The sequence below is a fragment of the Micromonospora sp. URMC 106 genome (assembly GCF_051386395.1).
GTDB lineage: Bacteria > Actinomycetota > Actinomycetes > Mycobacteriales > Micromonosporaceae > Micromonospora.
Window position 1 is genome coordinate 1 of record NZ_JBPQTP010000088.1, and the last position, 15768, is coordinate 15768.

General features: G+C 72.3%; 17 protein-coding genes. 3 read left to right on the plus strand and 14 right to left on the minus strand.

The features are described from left to right. The 7 genes from speB to ACSNOB_RS23590 all read right to left on the minus strand — a co-directional run. On the minus strand, positions 1–1011 hold a 1011-nt coding region (gene speB, locus ACSNOB_RS23560; protein WP_436688614.1), incomplete at its 3' end, for an agmatinase. Beyond that, on the minus strand, positions 1008–2210 hold the full coding sequence (locus ACSNOB_RS23565) for a saccharopine dehydrogenase C-terminal domain-containing protein (RefSeq protein WP_436688615.1): 1203 nt from the start codon (positions 2208–2210) through the stop codon (positions 1008–1010). The genes speB and ACSNOB_RS23565, both read right to left, overlap by 4 nt. Then, the gene (locus tag ACSNOB_RS23570; RefSeq protein ID WP_436688616.1) at positions 2210–3670 is read right to left on the minus strand and encodes an NAD(P)/FAD-dependent oxidoreductase; all 1461 of its coding nucleotides are present in this window, start codon (positions 3668–3670) and stop codon (positions 2210–2212) included. The genes ACSNOB_RS23565 and ACSNOB_RS23570 overlap by 1 nt, the downstream gene beginning before the upstream one ends. Beyond that, positions 3667–4512 (minus strand): ABC transporter permease, encoded by an 846-nt coding sequence (locus ACSNOB_RS23575; RefSeq protein WP_436688617.1) that lies wholly within the window; start codon positions 4510–4512, stop codon positions 3667–3669. Before ACSNOB_RS23575 ends, ACSNOB_RS23570 begins: the two co-directional genes overlap by 4 nt. Before the next feature lie 58 nt (positions 4513–4570). Further along, positions 4571–5485, minus strand: a complete 915-nt coding sequence (locus tag ACSNOB_RS23580; RefSeq protein WP_393112700.1) for an ABC transporter permease — start codon at positions 5483–5485, stop codon at positions 4571–4573. Between the two features lie 73 nt (positions 5486–5558). Beyond that, positions 5559–6725: an ABC transporter ATP-binding protein gene (locus ACSNOB_RS23585; RefSeq protein WP_436688618.1), complete on the minus strand. Its 1167-nt coding sequence runs from the start codon at positions 6723–6725 to the stop codon at positions 5559–5561. Positions 6726–6730: 5 nt separating this feature from the next. Further along, positions 6731–7915, minus strand: a complete 1185-nt coding sequence (locus ACSNOB_RS23590) for an extracellular solute-binding protein (RefSeq protein WP_436688619.1) — start codon at positions 7913–7915, stop codon at positions 6731–6733. A 205-nt stretch (positions 7916–8120) separates the two neighbouring features. On the opposite strand from ACSNOB_RS23590, the gene ACSNOB_RS23595 reads away from it, so the two are divergent. Beyond that, complete coding sequence (locus tag ACSNOB_RS23595; protein ID WP_393112706.1) at positions 8121–8633, plus strand: Lrp/AsnC family transcriptional regulator; 513 nt, start codon at positions 8121–8123, stop codon at positions 8631–8633. A gap of 42 nt (positions 8634–8675) precedes the next feature. Here the strand turns inward: ACSNOB_RS23595 and ACSNOB_RS23600 are convergent, their stop codons facing one another. Continuing rightward, positions 8676–8867: a DUF397 domain-containing protein gene (locus ACSNOB_RS23600; protein WP_436688620.1), complete on the minus strand. Its 192-nt coding sequence runs from the start codon at positions 8865–8867 to the stop codon at positions 8676–8678. Beyond that, positions 8858–9628 carry a helix-turn-helix domain-containing protein gene (locus tag ACSNOB_RS23605; RefSeq protein ID WP_436688621.1) on the minus strand — a complete coding sequence of 257 codons (771 nt, stop codon included), beginning with the start codon at positions 9626–9628 and terminating at the stop codon, positions 8858–8860. Before ACSNOB_RS23605 ends, ACSNOB_RS23600 begins: the two co-directional genes overlap by 10 nt. A 708-nt stretch (positions 9629–10336) precedes the next feature. Here ACSNOB_RS23605 and ACSNOB_RS23610 point away from each other — a divergent pair. Further along, positions 10337–11683 (plus strand): aspartate aminotransferase family protein, encoded by a 1347-nt coding sequence (locus ACSNOB_RS23610; protein WP_436688622.1) that lies wholly within the window; start codon positions 10337–10339, stop codon positions 11681–11683. Between the two features lie 112 nt (positions 11684–11795). Here the strand turns inward: ACSNOB_RS23610 and ACSNOB_RS23615 are convergent, their stop codons facing one another. After that, complete coding sequence (locus ACSNOB_RS23615) at positions 11796–12164, minus strand: DUF3499 domain-containing protein (protein WP_436688623.1); 369 nt, start codon at positions 12162–12164, stop codon at positions 11796–11798. 154 nt (positions 12165–12318) lie between these two features. Here ACSNOB_RS23615 and ACSNOB_RS23620 point away from each other — a divergent pair, with 154 nt between their 5' ends. Then, positions 12319–12768, plus strand: a complete 450-nt coding sequence (locus tag ACSNOB_RS23620; protein ID WP_089001916.1) for a metallopeptidase family protein — start codon at positions 12319–12321, stop codon at positions 12766–12768. Positions 12769–12853: 85 nt separating this feature from the next. Here ACSNOB_RS23620 and ACSNOB_RS23625 read toward each other — a convergent pair whose 3' ends face one another. From ACSNOB_RS23625 to ACSNOB_RS23640, 4 genes are all read right to left on the minus strand, one after another. Beyond that, entirely contained in the window at positions 12854–13111 is a 258-nt protein-coding gene (locus tag ACSNOB_RS23625; protein ID WP_007455784.1) for a WhiB family transcriptional regulator, read from the minus strand. A gap of 471 nt (positions 13112–13582) precedes the next feature. Then, complete coding sequence (locus ACSNOB_RS23630; RefSeq protein WP_436688624.1) at positions 13583–13918, minus strand: phospholipase; 336 nt, start codon at positions 13916–13918, stop codon at positions 13583–13585. Positions 13919–13934: 16 nt separating this feature from the next. Continuing rightward, complete coding sequence (locus tag ACSNOB_RS23635) at positions 13935–15329, minus strand: DUF4331 domain-containing protein (RefSeq protein WP_436688625.1); 1395 nt, start codon at positions 15327–15329, stop codon at positions 13935–13937. Positions 15330–15467: 138 nt separating this feature from the next. Beyond that, positions 15468–15746 carry a hypothetical protein gene (locus ACSNOB_RS23640; protein WP_436688626.1) on the minus strand — a complete coding sequence of 93 codons (279 nt, stop codon included), beginning with the start codon at positions 15744–15746 and terminating at the stop codon, positions 15468–15470. Positions 15747–15768 lie beyond the last annotated feature (22 nt).

Below are 15768 nucleotides of genomic sequence, written 5' to 3' on the forward strand. Positions count from 1 at the left end.
GCGGGCGTCGAGGAGGGGTTGGGTGGGGTTCCAGGGTGGGCCGCCGGCGGCGTCGCGGCGGCGGCGGGCGATCGCCGACAGCGCCTCCAGCACCACGCGGTTGCCCAGGTACGCGGTGATGTCGGCGTGGTCGTACGGCGGGGCGACCTCGACCACGTCGACGCCGACGACGGGCAGCTCGTAGCAGCACCGCCGGACGGCGTCGAGCAGTTGCCGGGAGGTCAGGCCGCCGGGCTCCGGGGTGCCCGTGCCGGGTGCCATGCCCGGATCCACCACGTCCACGTCGACGGAGAGGAAGACGCCCTCGCACTCGTCGGTGGCGATGGTGAACGCCTCGGTCAGGCAGTCGTCCAGGCCACGGGCGACCAGCTCGGTCATCTCGTACGACCGCATCCGTTGCTCGGCCATCCACGACAGAGTCTCCGGCCCGGGCCAGTAGCCGCGCAGGCCGATCTGGAGGAACCGGTCGCCGCGTACGGCGCCGGACTCGATGAGCCGGCGCATCGGCTGGCCGTGCCCGTGCAGGGAGCCGAACTCGATGTCCCCGGTGTCGGCGTGCGCGTCGAAGTGGACCAGCGACACCCGGCCCAGCCCGTGGTGGCGGGCGACGCCGGTGGCGTCGGGCAGCGCGATGGAGTGGTCGCCGCCGAGGACGACCGGGATCGCCCCGGCCGAGGCGACCGCGTGCACGGCGGACTCCAGGGCGGCCAGGGACCGCTCGATGTCGCCGGCGAACATCTCGACGTCGCCGGCGTCGTACACCCGCAGGTCGCGCAGTGCGTCGACGCGCAGCGCGAGGGACGGGCGGGAGCCGTCGTGCGGCAGGTAGCAGGCCTGGCGGATGGCCGACGGGCCGAAGCGGGTGCCCGGCCGGTGCGAGGTGCCGCCGTCGAAGGGCGCGCCGACGATCACGACGTCGGCGTCGGCGAAGGACGGCGGGTCGTCGAGGGTGCAGCGGTCGACGCCGAGGAAGGTGACGTCGGGGCCGAACATGGGGCCGTAGCGGGTCATCGGTCCTGCATCCCCCAGGGTGAGCCGTATCCGGTGAGCAGATCCAGGAACGGGCGCGGGGGCAGCGCCTCCGGGCCGAGCACGCCGGTGCCGGACCACGCGCCGGTGGCGAGCAGCTCCAGGGCGACGACGGGGTTCACGGCGGTCTGCCAGACCACGGCCTGGTGGCCGTACTCCGCCATGGACCACTCGTTGTCGACCACGTGGTAGAGGTAGACCTCGCGCGGCCTCCCGTCGGGGGCCGTCCCACGCACCCAGGTGCCGGCGCAGGTCTTGCCGCGCATGCGGTCGCCGAGGGTGGCCGGGTCGGGCAGGCAGGCGGCCACGACGTCGCGGGGCGCGACCGTCACGCCGCTCACCCGCACCGGCGAGGCCCCGTCGAGGCCGAGCTTGTGCAGGGTCTTGAGGACCTCGATGAACTCGTTGCCGAGGCCGTACTTGAAGGTGACCCGCTTCGCCGCCACCCAGCGCGGGATCAGCAGCACCTCCTCGTGCTCGACGTTGACGCACTCGACCGGGCCGATCCCCTCGGGGAAGTCGAACACCTCCGGCTCCGAGAACGGCGGCGTGGTGTACCAGCCGCGGCCGGCCTCCCAGATGACCGGCGGGTTGAGGCACTCCTCGATCGTGGTCCAGATGGAGAACGACGGCGCGAAGTCGTAGCCGTCGACGGTGAGGTTGCCGCCGTCGCGTACCCCGATCTCGTCGATCTCGGCGAACAGCTCGTCGGCGGCGTAGCGGGCGAAGACGTCCGACAGGCCCGGCTCGACGCCGATGCCGCACAGCGCCAGGCGGCCGGCGGCCGACCAGCGGTCGGCGGCGGCGAACTGGTCGTCGCCGAGCTTGACCCCGGTCTCGGCGTAGGGCCGGTCGGGGTGCGGCCGGGACAGCGACATGGCCATGTCGAGGTAGTCCGCGCCGGCCGCGAACGCCCCGTCGAAGATCGGCATGACGAAGCGCGGGTCGACCGCGTTGAGCACGTGCGTGATCCGGTGCTCGCGGCAGAGCGCGGCGACCGCGTCCGCCGAGGAGGCGTCGACGGTGGCGGCGACGAACCGGTCACCGTGGCCGGCCACGGCCCGCGCCGCGCGGGCGGGGTCGCGGTCGGCGACGACGACGGTCTCGAAGAAGGAGCGGCGGGCGGCGATGGCGACGGCGGCGGAGCCGACGCCACCGGCGCCGACGAGCAGGATCCGCATCAGGAATCAAACCCCAAACCGAGACGATCGAGTGTACGGAGCCAGAGGTTGCGCCGTCCCGCCCGCGCGTCGGCCCGGGCCAGGGACCAGCGGGTGAGGTGGATGCCGGTGGCCCGCAACGGCTCCGGCGGGAACGGCAGCGGCTTGCTGCGCACGAGGTCGAGCCGGGTCAGCGGGGTCTGTCCGCCGCCCAGCAGGTCGAGCATCACGCGGGCGCCGAACCGGGTCGCGCCGACGCCGAGACCGGTGTAGCCGGCCGCGTACGCCAGCCGGCCCTCGTAGGCGGTGCCGAAGAACGGGCAGAACCGGGTGCAGGTGTCGATGACGCCGCCCCAGCGGTGGCTGAAGCGCACGTCGGCGAGCTGCGGGAACGTGGTGAAGAAGTGGTCGGCGAGGGCGGTGAACGTGGCCGGCCGTTGCGACAGCTCGGGGGCCATCCGGTTGCCGTAGTGGTAGACGGCGTCGTAGCCGCCGAAGAGGATCCGCCCGTCGCCGGTGATCCGGTAGTAGTGGAACTGGTTGCCGGTGTCGGCGAGGCCCTGCCGGTGGCGCCAGCCGATCGCGTCGCGCTGCCCGGGCGTCAGCGGCTCGGTCGTCAGCACGTAGTCGTAGACCGGCACCAGCCAGGCCCGCAGCCGGCGCAGCAGCGGCGGGAACGCGTTGGTGGCGAGCACCATCCGCCCCGCCCGCACCGAGCCGGGGGCGGGCGGGCACGCCGCCCCCGAGGCGTCGGCCCCCGGAGCGCCGGACGGTCCGCCGAGGGTGGTGGCGCGCAGCGCGGCCCCGTCGCGGCGCAGCCCGGTGACGCGGGTGTGCTCGTGGATCCGCACGCCGAGGTCGAGGCAGGCGCGGCGCAGGCCCCAGGCCAGCTTCGCCGGGTCCAGCATCGCCACCCGGTCGCGGTCCCACAGCCCGCCGAGGTACGTCGGCGAGTCCACCTCGGCGCGTACCTCGTCGCGGTCGAGCAGCCGCACGTCGTGGCCGAACCGGCGGGCCAGGTCGGCGTCGTCGGCCAGCCCGGCGAGCTGGTGGGGCTCGACGGCGACGGACAGCTCGCCGGTGCGCTCGTACTCGCAGTCGATGCCGTACGCGGCCACGGTGTCGGCGATGGCCGCCAGGTTCTCCCGGCCGAGCCGGTCGAGCACGTCGATCTCGTCCGGGAAGCGCTCGACCCCGTTGGCGAGGCCGTGGGTGAGCGAGGCGGCGCAGAACCCGCCGTTGCGCCCGGACGCCGCCCAGCCGCAGGTGCCCGCCTCGACCAGCAGCACGTCCCGGCCGGGGTCGTCCTGCTTGGCGAGCAGCGCCGCCCAGAGCCCGCTGTAGCCGCCGCCGACGACCAGCAGGTCGGTGGCGGTCGCCCCCCGCAGCGGCGGCAGCGGGTCGGGGCGTTCCGGCCGGTCCAGCCAGTACGGCACGGGCGCCGCGTCGGCGAGGGCCCGGCCGGCGTCCGGGCCGGTCATGACCGGCCCCGCGCCGGCCCGCCGGCCGCCGCCGCGGCCCGCAGGTCGGCGCGGCGGCTCCGCCGGCCCCGCAGGGTGCTGGCGAGCACCAGCAGCAGCGCGACCACGAACATCGCCGTGCCGATCACGTTGACCTGCGGCGGGATGCCCCGCTGGGCGGCGCCCCAGACGTACATCGGGAACGTGACGGTGGTGCCGGCGTTGAAGTTGGTGATGATGAAGTCGTCGAACGACAGCGAGAACGCCAGCAGCGCGGCGGCCACGATGCCGGGCAGCACCAGCGGCAGGGTGACCAGCCGGAAGGTCTGCCACTCGCTCGCGTAGAGGTCCATCGCGGCCTCCTCCAGCCGGGAGTCCATCCCGGCCAGCCGCGCCTTGACGGTGACCACCACGAACGACACGCAGAACATGACGTGCGCGATGACGATGGTCCAGAAGCCCTGCGGCACCCCGGCGGAGACGAAGAGGGCGAGCAGCGAGGTGCCCATCACCAGCTCGGGGGTGGCCATCGGCAGGAAGATCAGCACGTTGATCCCGGAGCGGCCGCGGAACCGGTGCCGCACCAGCGCGAACGCCATCAGGGTGCCGAGCACGGTGGCGACGACGGTGGCGATGAACCCGATCTGGACGCTGCGCACCACCGCGTCGCACATGTCGGAGGTGGCACACGGGTTGCGCCAGTTGTCGAGCGTGAACTCGTGGAAGTCGTACGACAGGCGGCTGGACGGGCGGTTGAAGGACAGGGCGGCGACCACGGCGATCGGCAGGAAGAGGTAGCCGAGCACCAGCAGCGCCACGCCCATCACCCAGCGGTCGGCCAGCCAGCGGAGGACCCGGGTCATCGGCGCCGCCCTTCGTTCGCGACCGCGGGGCTCCGCTTCGCGGCACTCCTCGCGCCCATCACAACACCTCGTCCGTGCCGGCCCGGCGCAGGTAGCCGAAGACGACCGCGAGGATCGCCGCCATCAGCAGGAAGGACAGCGCCGCGCCCTGCGGGTAGTCGAGCCGGACCAGGAACGCCGAGTCGATGACGTTGCCGATCATGTACTCGTTGGGGGTGCCGAGCAGCTCGGCGTTGATGTAGTCGCCGCTGGCCGGGATGAAGAACAGCAGCGTGCCGGCGACCAGGCCGGGCATGGACAGCGGCAGGGTGACCCGGCGGAACACCCGCAGCGGGCTGGCGTAGAGGTCGCTCGCCGCCTCCAGCAGCCGGGGGTCGAGCCGCTCCAGGCTCGCGTACAGCGGCAGCACCAGGAAGGGCAGGAAGTTGTACGTCAGGCCGAGCACCACCGCGACCGGGGTCGCCAGCAGCCGGCCGTCGGGGGCGAGCAGGTGCACGTCGCGCAGCAGCCCGACGAGCCAGCCGTTGTCCGACAGGATGGTCTTCCAGGCCAGCGTGCGCACCAGGAAGCTGGTGAACATCGGCGCGACCACGCAGACCAGCAGCAGGTTCTTCCACCGACCGGCCTTCTGCGCGATCGCGTACGCCAGCGGGTAGCCCATCAGCAGCGCCAGCACCAGCGCGATGCCGGCGTAGACGAAGGAGCGGGTGAACTGCGGCCAGTACGCCGCGAGCGCGTCCGGGTAGTTGCCGACGGCCCAGGTCAGCGCGTACCCGGTGGCGAGCGATCCGGCGGGGTCGTAGAGGCTGGCGGCGGCGAGCTGGAACAACGGCACCGCGAAGAAGAGGAACAGCCACGCCGCGCCGGGCAGCAGGAGCAGGTACGGCAGGAACCGGTGCCGGCCGGACCGGCGGGCCGGCGGGGGCGGCGTCGGATGCCCCGACCCGGTGGGCACGTGCGCGAGGACACTCATGCCGCCGCCTCGCCCCGCTCGCCGCCCCGAGGCGCCGCCGCACCGGGCTGGCCGGTTCGCTCGCTCCGCCCGCTCACGAGGGGGCACCCACCGGCTCGTCCAGCACCGGCGTGGTCCGGTCGTGCTCGCCGGGCTCCCGGGGCAGCAGGAAGGCGTGCCGGGGGTCCCAGTAGGCCACGGCCTCGGCCCCCACCGGCAGCGGACCGGTCGCGCCGCTGTTGGCCACGAAGACCGACAGCTCGCTGCCCCAGCCGGTGCGCAGCAGGTACTGGGTGCTGACGCCGACGTAGGAGGCGTCGGTGACCACCCCGGTGACGTGCTGGCAGCCGGCGGGGACCTGGTCGGCGGAGTCGACCAGGTGCAGCTTCTCCGGGCGTACGCCCAGGTGGACCGGCCCCCGGTCGACCCGGGCCCGGCCGGCGGGCAGCGAGAAACGACCGCCGTGCACCGAGACCGCCACCTCGCCGCCGCCCGCGCCGGCGGCCTCGCCGGCGAGCAGGTTGGACTGGCCGAGGAAGTTCGCCACGAACGCGGTGGCCGGGAACTCGTAGATGTCGGCGGGCGCGCCGAGCTGCTCGATCCTGCCGGCGTTCATCACCGCGACCGTGTCGGCCATCGTCATGGCCTCCTCCTGGTCGTGGGTGACGTGCACGAACGTGATGCCGACCTCGGTCTGGATCCGCTTCAGCTCGATCTGCATCTGCCGGCGCAGCTTCAGGTCGAGCGCGCCGAGCGGTTCGTCCAGCAGCAGCACCTGCGGGCGGTTGACCAGGGCGCGGGCCAGCGCGACCCGCTGCTGCTGCCCGCCGGAGAGCTGGGCGGGACGGCGGTGCCCGAAGTCGTCGAGCTGCACCAGCGCGAGCATGCCCATGACCTCGTCGTCGACCGAGCGGAAGCCGCGCCGGCGCAGACCGAAGGCCACGTTCTCGAAGACGTTGAGGTGCGGGAAGAGCGCGTAGCTCTGGAACACCGTGTTCACCGGCCGCTTGTACGGCCGCAGCCGGGCGATGTCCCGGTCGCCGAGCAGCACCTGCCCGCTGGTCGGCTCCTCCAGGCCGGCGATCATCCGCAGCGTGGTGGTCTTGCCGCAGCCGGACGCGCCGAGCAGGGCGAAGAACGAGCCCTGCGGGATGGTCAGGCTGAGGTCGTCCACCGCGGTGAAGACGCCGAACCGCTTGGTGAGGTTGGCCAGCCGCAGGTCGCCGGCCGGTGTCGCGCGTCCCGAGGTCGTCCCGCCCATCCCGATCACGCCCCGATGACCTGCTGGAACTTGCCCTCGTACTCGCGTTCCTGCTTCTCGTCCAGCGCCATGAAGACCTTGGACTTCGCCAGCATGGCCTCGTCGGGGAAGATCAGCGGGTTGGCGGCCAACTCCGGGTCGATCTTCTCCATCTCGGCCTTGGCGCCCTGGACCGGGCAGATGTAGTTCACGAACGCGGCGAGCTTCGCGGCGACCGCGGGCTCGTAGTAGTGGTTGATGAGCTGTTCGGCGTTGCCCTTGTGGGTGGCCTTGTTCGGCACCAGGACGTTGTCCGACCAGAGCATCACGCCGGACTCGGGCACCACGAACCGGACCTTGTCGTCCTCGAAGCCGAGCTGGATCACGTCGCCGGACCAGCCGATGCACGCGGCGATGTCGCCCTTGGCGAGGTCGGGCGCGTAGTCGTTGCCGGTGAACCGGCGGATCTGGCCGGAGTCGACGGCCTTCTTGAGCTTGTTGAGCGCGTCGTCGAACTGCGGGGCGGTGAAGTTCGCCGGGTCGTGGCCGTTGGACTGGAGCAGCAGGCCCATGGTGTCGCGCATCTCGGACAGCGCGGTCACCTTGCCCTTGAGGTCGGGGCGGGTGAGCAGCTCGTCGACGGTGCGGATCTCCTTGGTCACCTTGCCGTTGTAGGCGAGCCCGGCCAGGCCGGACTGCCACGGGATGGCGAGCTGGTTCTCCGGGTCGAAGGAGCGGTTGCGCAGCGACGGCAGCAGGTTGGCCTCGACGTTGGGCAGCTTCGACTTGTCCAGCTTCTGGATCCAGCCGAGGCGGATCATCCGCGCCGCCATCCAGTCGGTGAGGACCATGATGTCCCGGCCGGTGCCCTGACAGCCCGCGAGCTGGTTCTGCACCTTGCCGAAGAACTCGTTGTTGTCGTTGACGTCCTCGGTGTAGGTGACCTGGATGCCGCTCTGGGCGATGAACGCGTCGAGGGTCGGCCGCTTGGACTCGTCCTTCTCGTCCACGTCCATGTACTGCGGCCAGTTGGAGAAGGCGAGCTTCTTCTCGGTGCCGGACAGGTCCTCGCTGACGCAGCCCGCCTCCGTCTGGGTTGCGGCCTTGGTGCCGCAACCGGCCAGCGAGCCGCCCGCGGCGAGCAGCGCGGCCGAGCCGAGGGTGCCGGTCAGCAGTCCACGCCGGGTGAGGGGCCGAAAGGGAGTTCGCATGTGACGACTCCTAAGGGGGTCATCGTCGGCGGCGGGACGGGGGTGGCGCGCCGGCGGGAGGGTCAGGTGCGGTGGACGACTGATCCTGACATGAGGTGACGCACCTTACAAGGGATTCCGTTGCGGAAATAGCTCTGGACGACGAAATACGCCAGACTGCCGGGGGCACTAGGCTCAGCCCGGGAACGGACATGGGGAGCGGTCGATGACGAACCGGCAGCACGACAACGGCAACGGCGGACGAAGGGTCACCGTCCGTGAGGGTGCCAGCCACGCACTGCTCGACGACGTGGCGAAGCAGATCATCGAGCAGCTCCAGGAGGACGGCCGCCGACCGTACGCGACCATCGGCAAGGCGGTCGGGCTCTCGGAGGCGGCGGTGCGCCAGCGGGTGCAGCGGCTGCTCGACGCCGGGGTGATGCAGATCGTCGCCGTGACCGACCCGCTCCAGCTCGGCTTTCCCCGCCAGGCCATGATCGGCCTACGCACCGACGGGGACCTGGAGGCCGTGGCCGACCGCCTCGCCGAGCTGGACGAGGTCGACTACGTGGTGATCACGGCGGGCTCGTTCGACCTGCTGACCGAGGTGGTCTGCCGCAACGACGACCACCTGCTGGAGATCCTCCAGCGGCTGCGGGCGGTCGAGGGCGTGCTCTCCACCGAGGCGTTCGTCTACCTCAAGCTGCGCAAGCAGACGTACACCTGGGGCACCGCCTGACCGGGCCGGAGCCCGCCGACCGGCTCCAGAGGCCGGTCGAACTCAGCCGGCGCGCCCGACCGAGGCGACGAACGCCCGCCAGGCGCCGGGCGCGAAGCTGAGGGTGCCACCGGCGCGGTCCTTGCTGTCCCGGACCAGCACCCGGCCGGGCAGGTTGTCGGCCACCTCGACGCAGTCGCCGCCGTTGTTGCTGCTGCGGGTGGCGGTGCGCCAGCGGGCGTCGGTCATGTCCATGTCGTCGCCACTTCCCTGATCAGCTCGATCGACCGGCGTCGCGGCAGCGCCTCGCCGGCGACGCTCTCCCATCTGCCGCCCAGGCTAGCAATGTCGGCACTCTCGGTCACCACCTGACCGCGCAGTTGGCTGTCCACATAGGCCGCCTCGACGCCGTCGGGCAGGCGGATCAGGACGAACGGCCCGGCGAGCCCGGTGTGCCAGGGCACCTCGGCCGGGATCACCCGCACCTGCACGTGCTCCTGCTCGGCGACCGCCAGCAGGTGGGCCAACTGACCCGCCATGACCGCCCGGTCGCCGACCGGTCGCCGCAGCACCACCTCGTCCATCACGGCGACGAGCTGCGGCGGGGCCTCCCGCGCCAGGATCGCCTGCCGGGCCAGCCGCCCGGCGACGAGTTCGTCCACCGCGGCCGCCGGGAGCAGGCCGCCGGTCCCCAGCACCGCGCGGGCGTACCGCTCGGTCTGCAACAGGCCCGGCACCAGCAGCGGCTGATAGGTGCGGATCGACACGGCGTCCTGTTCCAGTTCGGCCCAGGGCCGGAACCAGGGCAGGTCGCGGCGGCGGAACGGCTCGGGCCACAGCTCGGCGGCGTCCCGCCCGAGCACCTCGGCGACCGCGAGCCGGGTCCTGGGGTGCGGGATCCGGCCCGCGGTGAGCCACCGACCCGCAGTCTTCGGGTCCACGCGCACCTTCTCCGCGAGCGACTCGACGGTCTCGCCCTTCGCGGCCATCGCCACGCGCAGCGCCTCGTTCGCCATCCGGCCCTCCATCCCGGGATCACACTCCGGCGCACCCTAGCCACGCTGCGCTCTGGAGCCCGTGCGAACCGGCGTGTCGCGACCGGACGTCTTCCGCGCGTCCGGGCCGGGCGGCAACGGCCGCGAAAAGGCCCTGGACCTGTCCCCGCGCCCCCCGCGTAGCCAGCGGCGAGCACCGACAAGCGCGACCGGCGTCCGAAACACGACCGGCGGGCTAAGCGCGGTCGACGGGCGAAAACGCGGCCGGCGGGCGAAACGCGGTCGACGGGGCCAAGCGCGGTCGCCGGGGCCAAGCGCGGTCGACGGACGAAGCGCGGTCGGCGCGGGAAGGGCGACGGCGGTTCGCTGACCGTCCCGGCAGGTCGCGGAGGACGGGCCGCACCTCGACCACGCCTGTCGAGCTGATGTCGCAGACGATTCAACCCCGTCGGCGCCCACGGTGCTCGGGCTCGGGCCCGGCGCGATGTCGCAAACGATTCAGCTCGACAGGGCGCGCGGGGCGCCCCGTGGACACCGCGGACGGACGCCGGTCAACCGCAAACCGCAGGTACGGATTCCGTTGCTTGCTGGTCAGCCGCTCGCTGATTCCGTTGCCATAGAGCCCACATGCCACCGATCCCACTTGCTTTCGTCGGCCGGACTGTGGGATAACCGTGGGCAGAGCGGCCGGTGTCACCCCTGACCGGCCCGAGACCCGATGGGGCTGACATGGCCAACGCCACCGACCACCTCTGGATGCACTTCACCCGGATGGCGAGCTACTCCGCCGGCGAGGTGCCGACCATCGTGCGCGGCGAGGGCGCGTACGTCTGGGACGCCCAGGGCCGCCGCTACCTGGACGGGCTCGCCGGGCTCTTCGTCGTCAACGCCGGCCACGGGCGCACCGAGCTGGCCGAGGCCGCCGCCAAGCAGGCGGGCGAGCTGGCCTACTTCCCGCTCTGGTCGTACGCGCACCCCAAGGCCGTCGAGCTGGCCGAGAGGATCGCCGCGCTCACCCCCGGCGACCTGAACCGGGTCTTCTTCACCACGGGCGGGTCGGAGGCCGTCGAGGCGGCCTGGAAGCTGGCTCGGGCCTACTTCAAGCGCACCGGCAAGCCGAACAAGCACAAGGTCGTCAGCCGCTACATCGCCTACCACGGCACCTCGATGGGGGCGCTGTCGATCACCGGGCTGCCCGGCATCAAGAGCGACTTCGAGCCGCTGGTGCCCGGCGGCATCAAGGTGCCGAACACCAACTTCTACCGCGCCCCCGAGCATGGCGACTCCCCCGAGGCGTTCGGGCGGTGGGCCGCCGAGGAGATCGGCCGGGCCATCGAGCGGGAGGGACCGGACACGGTCGCAGCGGTGTTCCTGGAGCCGGTGCAGAACTCCGGCGGCTGCTTCCCGCCGCCGCCCGGCTACTTCGAGCGGGTCCGGCAGATCTGCGACGCGTACGACGTGCTGCTCGTCTCCGACGAGGTGATCTGCTCCTGGGGTCGGCTCGGCGAATACTTCGGCGCCGTCCGGTACGGGTACCAGCCCGACATCATCACCACCGCCAAGGGCATTACCTCCGGCTACGCCCCGCTCGGCGCGATGATCGCCAGCGACCGGCTGATGGAGCCGTTCCTCACCGAGACCGGCATGTTCGCCCACGGGGTGACCTTCGGCGGGCACCCGGTCTCCTGTGCGGTGGCCCTGGCCAACCTGGAGGTGTTCGCCCGCGAGGATCTGATCGGGCACGTCCGGGCCAACGAGGCCGCCTTCCGAGCCACCCTGGAGAAGCTGCACGACCTGCCGATCGTCGGTGACGTGCGCGGCGACGGCTACTTCTACGGCATCGAGCTGGTCAAGGACAAGGCCACCCGGGCGACCTTCGACGAGGCCGAGTCCGAGCGGCTGCTGCGCGGCTTCCTGTCCACCGCGCTCTTCTCCGCCGGGCTCTACTGCCGCGCCGACGACCGGGGCGATCCCGTCGTGCAGCTCGCCCCGCCGCTGATCGCCGAGCAGCAGCAGTTCGACGAGATCGAGCAGATCCTGCGGGCCGTGCTCACCGAGGCGTGGGCGCGCCTGTAACCTCTTCCGCCCATCCGGCCGGGTCGGCCGCGCGCCCCGCGGCGCGCGATCGGCCCGGCCGTTCCCGCAGCCGGAGCGGCCAAAGCGGGTTGGTGGCTGGGGGCGCCGGCGGTCAGTGGCTGGGGGGAATGACGCGGAGGTGGCCGCGGCGGCCCGTCTGGGGGGCCGGGTTGAGGTTCTCGTCGTCCTCGGGCGGGCGGGGGGTCACCGGGCGGGCGGCCTCGCGGACGGCCTCGGCGAGGGCGACCAGGTCGTCGGTGGTGGGCGGCGGGGGCTCGAACTCCCCCTCGTGCCGGACGACGTCCCAGCCGCGCGGCGCGGTCAGGCTGCGGGCGTGCGGCTCGCAGAGGTCGTAGGTGTGCGGCTCGGCGAAGGCGGCAAGCGGCCCCACCACGGCTGTCGACTCGTTGTAGACATAGGTCAGCGTGGCGACCGCTTGCCGGGGGCAGCCGTTACGGGAGCAGCGCCGTGGTGACCTCACGGCGGCAGGGTATCTCCATTACCGGGTCCGGCGCACCGCTTCGCGTTGCGACACGCCCGTCGCGGTGATCACAATTCGGCCGTTCCGGCCCGCGCCGCGCCACACCCGCGGCGCTGCCGCAGGCCAGGTCGGTACGGGAGCTAACCTGTCCCTCATGACGAGTCCGGAACACCGCCGCCCCGGCCCCGGCCGGCGCGCCCACCGCGACCGGCACGGGCGCGGCCTGCGCGGGCGGCTGGTGCCGGCGACGGTGCCGCTCGCGCGGACGAAGGCGGAGATCTTCGACGACCTGGTGCTGGACACCGTCGAGACCCTGGAACGGCGGTTCGCCAAGGAGTTGGCCGGGGTCGAGTTCGCGGTGGAGGACGTCCCGCCGGACCTCAACGTCTACGACTCCGACGTGCTGGAGGACGGCGAGGTGCCGCTCGCCCGGCTGCTGCCCGGTCGGCCGGGCCGGCAGGAGGTGCCCCCGCGGATCGTGCTCTACCGCCGGCCGCTGGAGTTCCGCGCCATGGACCGCGAGGATCTCGCGGATCTCGTGCACGACGTGATCATCGAGCAGGTGGCCAACCTGCTCGGGGTCGATCCGGACGAGTTGGCCTGAGCCACGCGCCGGATGCCGCCGCGAACGGCGACCGGTCCCACCGCGCCTGAGCCGGGCGGCCCCCACCGCCCCGGCCCGGCACCGCTCAGGCGGCCCGCCGCTTGAGCTTGCGCCGCTCCCGTTCCGAGAGCCCACCCCAGATCCCGAACCGCTCGTCGTGCCCGAGAGCGTATTCGAGGCATTCGGTCTTCACCTCGCAACGCGAGCAGATTCGCTTCGCCTCGCGGGTCGAGCCGCCCTTCTCGGGGAAGAACGCCTCCGGGTCGGTCTGCGAGCAGAGCGCCCGCTCCTGCCACTCCGGCGCGTTTCCGAGCAGGTCGGCCACCTCAAGCTGGCCGTCCATCAAATGCCTCCTTGTCGCGCACCGGCGTCATCGCCGCTGCAACCCCCCACGCGAAAGGCGCGCGTGTCCGTCCGGTCCCGATTTGTTGCGTTCCGCGCGAACAACCCCATTCAAATTACACGCGTGTAATGCGTGCGCCGTCAAGCCGAACTTGATAATGGAGTCGCCCTCCCGACAACACTCCGGACGGCCACCCGGCCGCCCGGCCTCGCAACCTGCCCTATCGATTCAGACCCCGGCCGAGTAACGCCCTCTCCGGCGAGTTGCCCGAGTTTTCTCCCGTGGCGCTTCCCCGCCGGCCCGACCGGACAGGCCGATGGAGACCCCCGAGAGACCACCCACCACGATCGTTGATCTTGGTGGGGCACAGGTTAACCCGAGTTCGCGCCGACCGCCCGTCGAGCGCGGAACGACCGCCAGCGCCCCGTCCACATGTTGGACGGGGCGCTGCGGTCGACGTCGCCGACCGGCTCAGCCGGAACCCGGAGCAGCGCTGGTCGGCCAGGCGAATTCGGCGATCACCCCGCCGGTCACCACCACCCTGCCGGCCGGCCTCCGATCGTCCCACCAGACGGTATAGACACCGGCCGGCAGATCCGGGTAGACGGCACTGTGGAAGATGCCGTCCCGCACCCGACGCTCCCGGACCGCCGAGTGCGTACGGGGCTCGCCGTCCCGACTGACCTCGATCTCCCGGCCGTGCTGGTCCCGTCCGGTGTAGATGATCAGGGCGCCCGTGTCGCCGCCAAGATCGAGGACCACGCTGCCCGTCTCCGACGGTCCCTGGGGGTGCGAGTGCCCACGCATGTCCGCTCCCGATCAGTCAGGACGACGCCGGCGGGTTGCCGAACCCGTCGTACGGCGTACCCAGATAGGGGAAGTTGGTGAGGAACGGCGCCGTCACGTCGGCGGCGCTCAGCCCCGGGGTCAGCGCGGCCGTCGCCGCGTCCGGCCGGAACGCCCGGTCCACCAGCGGCACGGTCAGCCCGGCGATCGCACGCAGCGAGATGCTCACCACGTCGTCGGCGACCCGGCGGCCGTTCGGGAACCCGGCCAGGTCCCCGCCCAGCACGCCGAACCGGTTCGGCTTCCGGCTCGGCCCGATCGCGGTGTTCAGCCGCAGCATGTCGGCCTGGACGTCGCCAGTGAAGTTGGTGAAGCCGTCGATCAGTCCCTCCGGGACGCCCGTGAGCAGGACCGCCACCAGGTCGGCCCGGACCTGCTTCGACCTGGTCAACCTGTCCAGGTTGGGGAAGACACCCGGGTAGAGCGCCGGCAGCAGCGCCGCCAACTCCGGCTGCTCCACGAACCTCGCGAACCGCTTGTCCTCCGCGGGCGGCAGAGAGTTCCACAGGTCCTTCTCGGACATCGGCACGACGACCTCGTTGAACAGCGGGTTGCCCAGCCGGGAGACCTGCGCGAACGGCCCGGCGACGGTGTCCGCGGCCCCGCGCTCGCCGCGTACCCGCACCTGCCGGCGGGAGGCCGACGTCCACACGCCGACGACCGAGGCCCGGTCGGCCACGCCGTACCGGTTGGCCCGGCGGCGCACCCTGGTCAGCGGCACCTGGACCGCGATGCTGTGCACGTTCATCCGGTCCGTGGCGTTGACCGGTTCCCCCTCGACCCCGAAGACCCGCTTGCCGGCCACGTGCAACTGCTGGAACGGCCGCAGGGCGCCGAGGTCGAAGGTCGCGCCGAGGTCGACGAAGAAGCCGTCCGCCCGCTGCCCGGCGAAGACCCGCTCCCCCGTGGAGAGCGTGTACGTGGCCTGGCGCACGAGGTCCGCGTACGTCGGGGTGGAGAGCGGGCCGACGTTGCAGGGCGGGCACTGCAACTTGTGCGCGAGCCGGTGTTCCCGGCCGTCGGCGATCCGGGTCAGGCTGTAGAACTGCCGCCGGTTCCAGTTCCCGCTGTCCAGCGAGTCGATCGGGCCGGTGTTGTAGAGAAAACTGTTCGGATTCGTGATCTCGGTGGTGAATTCGAACCGGTAGGTGACGTCGGCCCGCCCGTCACCGTCGTTGTCGATATGGATCTCGTATCGCACGTCGTCGCCGAACTCGAAGAAGTTCGGGCCGCCCGAGGGGAGTTGCAGCGGCACGTAGTTCGCGATCAACGTCACCGAGTCCGGGCGGTCCGGGCTGACGAACGCGTACAGGTCGGCGGAGTCGGCGACCGGATCCTTGGCTATTTCCGGCGCCTCGCGGTGGGAAGACATGACGGACCAACCTCACTGTGCGAAATGGGAATCGAGGCTCGGCCGGGCGCCGGAAGCCGGGCCGGGGCGTGACGCCGGGCCGGGGCGTGGCGCCGGGCCGGGGGCGTGGCGGCGGGCCGGGGCGTGGCGGCGGGCGGGTCAGCGCTTGGCGGCGCGCCGCAGCCGGTCGGCCAGGGCGCGGTCGCGCACCTCGAGCCGGACGGCGCCGACGAAGACGTCCATGGTCCCGGAGGCCGCGTCACGCAGGTGCACGACGATCGGGTCGTCGGCCCGCCCGGCCGCGCCGGGGGCGTTCTGCGCGGCGGACAGGCCGGGCACGGTCAGGGCGGCCGCGCCGAGCGTGGCGCTCGCCGCCGCCGTCAACGTCTGCCGGCGGGTCAGTCGCGGCCAGGGCCGCTTCCGCTGATCACTGGTCATGGGCAACCTTTCCGGCGGCGCG

What these genes read in the sequence shown, in the direction of transcription:
- ACSNOB_RS23565 (WP_436688615.1), bottom strand. Translation starts at nt 2,210, where the DNA reads ATGCGGATCCTGCTCGTCGGCGCCGGTGGCGTCGGCTCCGCCGCCGTC.
- ACSNOB_RS23570 (WP_436688616.1), bottom strand. Translation starts at nt 3,670, where the DNA reads ATGACCGGCCCGGACGCCGGCCGGGCCCTCGCCGACGCGGCGCCCGTG.
- ACSNOB_RS23575 (WP_436688617.1), bottom strand. Translation starts at nt 4,512, where the DNA reads ATGACCCGGGTCCTCCGCTGGCTGGCCGACCGCTGGGTGATGGGCGTG.
- ACSNOB_RS23580 (WP_393112700.1), bottom strand. Translation starts at nt 5,485, where the DNA reads ATGAGTGTCCTCGCGCACGTGCCCACCGGGTCGGGGCATCCGACGCCG.
- ACSNOB_RS23585 (WP_436688618.1), bottom strand. Translation starts at nt 6,725, where the DNA reads ATGGGCGGGACGACCTCGGGACGCGCGACACCGGCCGGCGACCTGCGG.
- ACSNOB_RS23590 (WP_436688619.1), bottom strand. Translation starts at nt 7,915, where the DNA reads ATGCGAACTCCCTTTCGGCCCCTCACCCGGCGTGGACTGCTGACCGGC.
- ACSNOB_RS23595 (WP_393112706.1), top strand. Translation starts at nt 8,121, where the DNA reads ATGACGAACCGGCAGCACGACAACGGCAACGGCGGACGAAGGGTCACC.
- ACSNOB_RS23600 (WP_436688620.1), bottom strand. Translation starts at nt 8,867, where the DNA reads ATGGACATGACCGACGCCCGCTGGCGCACCGCCACCCGCAGCAGCAAC.
- ACSNOB_RS23605 (WP_436688621.1), bottom strand. Translation starts at nt 9,628, where the DNA reads ATGGCGAACGAGGCGCTGCGCGTGGCGATGGCCGCGAAGGGCGAGACC.
- ACSNOB_RS23610 (WP_436688622.1), top strand. Translation starts at nt 10,337, where the DNA reads ATGGCCAACGCCACCGACCACCTCTGGATGCACTTCACCCGGATGGCG.
- ACSNOB_RS23620 (WP_089001916.1), top strand. Translation starts at nt 12,319, where the DNA reads ATGACGAGTCCGGAACACCGCCGCCCCGGCCCCGGCCGGCGCGCCCAC.
- ACSNOB_RS23625 (WP_007455784.1), bottom strand. Translation starts at nt 13,111, where the DNA reads ATGGACGGCCAGCTTGAGGTGGCCGACCTGCTCGGAAACGCGCCGGAG.
- ACSNOB_RS23630 (WP_436688624.1), bottom strand. Translation starts at nt 13,918, where the DNA reads ATGCGTGGGCACTCGCACCCCCAGGGACCGTCGGAGACGGGCAGCGTG.
- ACSNOB_RS23635 (WP_436688625.1), bottom strand. Translation starts at nt 15,329, where the DNA reads ATGTCTTCCCACCGCGAGGCGCCGGAAATAGCCAAGGATCCGGTCGCC.
- ACSNOB_RS23640 (WP_436688626.1), bottom strand. Translation starts at nt 15,746, where the DNA reads ATGACCAGTGATCAGCGGAAGCGGCCCTGGCCGCGACTGACCCGCCGG.